Genomic DNA, 2,180 nt, shown 5'->3' with positions numbered 1-2,180 from the left:
GTGGGGAAGTGGGGTGTGGAGTGCGGGGACAATAAATAAAAATAATCTGCTGTCTCCTGAATCCTGAATCCTGAATCCTGACTCCTGAATCCTGCCGACCGCCGACCGCTTCTTTCAAGTCAGAGAATAAATAGCCTAAAATAGAAACCTGCACTCTTGTTTCTGTAGCCAGCATCATGAATAAGTCCCCACGTCGTTACCATATCACCACCTTTGGTTGTCAGATGAATAAAGCTGACTCCGAACGCATGGCGGGTATTTTAGAAGATTTGGGGTTTCAATGGTCTGAGGATGCCAACGAAGCCGATTTAATCCTCTACAATACCTGTACAATTCGCGATAATGCCGAACAGAAGGTATATTCCTATCTCGGCAGACAGGCTAAACGCAAACAAACTCAACCTGATCTTACTTTAGTTGTCGCTGGCTGCGTGGCCCAACAGGAAGGGGAACAATTGTTAAGACGGGTTCCCGAAGTGGATTTAATTATCGGTCCCCAACACGCAAATCGCTTGGGAGACTTATTACAACAGGTTTTTGACGGTTCCCAGGTGGTGGCCACCGAACCCATCCACATCATGGAAGATATCACCAAACCGCGCCGGGATAGTAATATTACCGCTTGGGTGAACGTCATCTATGGTTGTAATGAACGCTGTACCTATTGTGTGGTTCCGGGGGTGCGCGGGGTGGAACAATCTCGCACTCCTGCGGCAATTCGAGCAGAAATGGAACAATTAGGACAACAGGGTTATCAAGAAATCACCCTTTTAGGTCAAAATATCGATGCCTACGGACGGGATTTACCCGGAGTGACGGCAAGCGGCCGACATTTGCACAATTTCACCGATTTACTCTACTACATTCATGATGTGGCCGGCATTGAACGTCTCCGTTTTGCCACCAGTCACCCCCGCTATTTTACCGAACGTTTGATTAAAGCTTGTCAGGAATTACCTAAAGTTTGTGAACATTTTCATATCCCTTTTCAATCAGGGGATAATGATATCCTCAAGGCTATGAAACGGGGCTATACTCACGAAAAATACCGACAGATTATTGCTAATATTCGCAATTTAATGCCGGATGCTGCCATTAGTGCCGATGCGATTGTCGGATTCCCCGGAGAAACAGAGGCACAGTTCGAGAATACTTTAAAATTAGTCGATGAGATTGGTTTTGATCAATTAAATACGGCGGCCTATTCTCCCCGTCCCGGCACTCCGGCCGCTATTTGGGATAATCAATTAAGTGAGCAGGTAAAAAGCGATCGCTTACAAAGATTAAATCATTTAGTGGCGACAAAAGCTGCTGAACGTTCCCAAAGATATTTAGGCAGAATTGAGGAAATTTTAGTGGAAGACGTTAACCCTAAAGATGCTAGTCAAGTTATGGGAAGAACTAGAGGCAATCGCTTAACTTTCTTTACGGGAAATATTGAGGAATTGCGCGGCAAATTTGTTAAGGTTAAAATTACCGAAGTCCGTCCCTTTAGTTTGACGGGAGTGAGCTTTTAAGTAGTGGGGCAAAACTAATTTCTTGGTTAGGAGAGGCAAAAGGAAATAGGCAAGAGGTTGTTAAATATGTGTAACTAATTTTGCTTAGGTACTTAATAGTTAACAGTGACACCTCTTATTCAGGTGGATCCCCCCGCCTATCGGCACCCCCCTTATCAAGGGGGGCAGGGGGGATCAAAGGCAAAATCTATCTTCAATTTAATTATAACTAATTACTTATTTTATGGATATTATCGCTATTTTGCAGCAAGATTATCAGAGATTTCCCCTCGATCAAACCTATGACATTTATGCTGATAACGTTTATTTTAAGGACCCTCTCAATCAATTTCGGGGGATTAAACGCTATCGGGAAATGATTGGTTTTATGAGTCAATGGTTCCAAGCTATCAAGATGGATGTCCACGCAATTGAACAGCAGGGAAATATTATTAATACCCGTTGGACATTGCACTGGACAACCCCTTTACCTTGGCGGCCTCCCATCGCTATTTCTGGACGCAGTGAATTAACTCTCGATGACAATAATCTGATTATTTCTCATATCGATTATTGGGATTGTTCGCGCTGGGATGTGCTGCGTCAGCATTTGCCTTTCCGCTGTTCTTAACTAGGGTCTGCTGAAAAAGTTTTTCGTGGGGACAGGGTGATGGGGTGATGGGG

2 protein-coding genes are annotated in these 2,180 nt (G+C 44.2%); both read left to right on the top strand.

The window, feature by feature from the left end; translation table 11 throughout:
* The first annotated feature begins 176 nt into the window (after positions 1-176).
* Positions 177-1,517 carry a tRNA (N6-isopentenyl adenosine(37)-C2)-methylthiotransferase MiaB gene (gene miaB, locus IQ234_RS20600; protein ID WP_193958439.1) on the top strand — a complete coding sequence of 447 codons (1,341 nt, stop codon included), beginning with the start codon at positions 177-179 and terminating at the stop codon, positions 1,515-1,517.
* 223 nt (positions 1,518-1,740) lie between these two features.
* Positions 1,741-2,127, top strand: coding sequence for a DUF2358 domain-containing protein (locus IQ234_RS20595; protein ID WP_193958438.1), 387 nt, complete (start codon positions 1,741-1,743; stop codon positions 2,125-2,127).
* The last annotated feature ends 53 nt before the right edge of the window (positions 2,128-2,180 follow it).

This window comes from Microcystis aeruginosa LEGE 91341 (assembly GCF_015206885.1).
In the GTDB taxonomy this organism is placed as follows: domain Bacteria; phylum Cyanobacteriota; class Cyanobacteriia; order Cyanobacteriales; family Microcystaceae; genus Microcystis; species Microcystis aeruginosa_H.
The sequence above is the reverse complement of the archived record's forward strand: the minus strand, read 5'-3'. Positions and strand labels throughout refer to the sequence as shown.

Excerpts from the sequence above, each read along its gene's own strand:
- miaB (WP_193958439.1), top strand. The coding sequence starts at position 177 with ATGAATAAGTCCCCACGTCGTTACCATATCACCACCTTTGGTTGTCAG.
- IQ234_RS20595 (WP_193958438.1), top strand. The coding sequence starts at position 1,741 with ATGGATATTATCGCTATTTTGCAGCAAGATTATCAGAGATTTCCCCTC.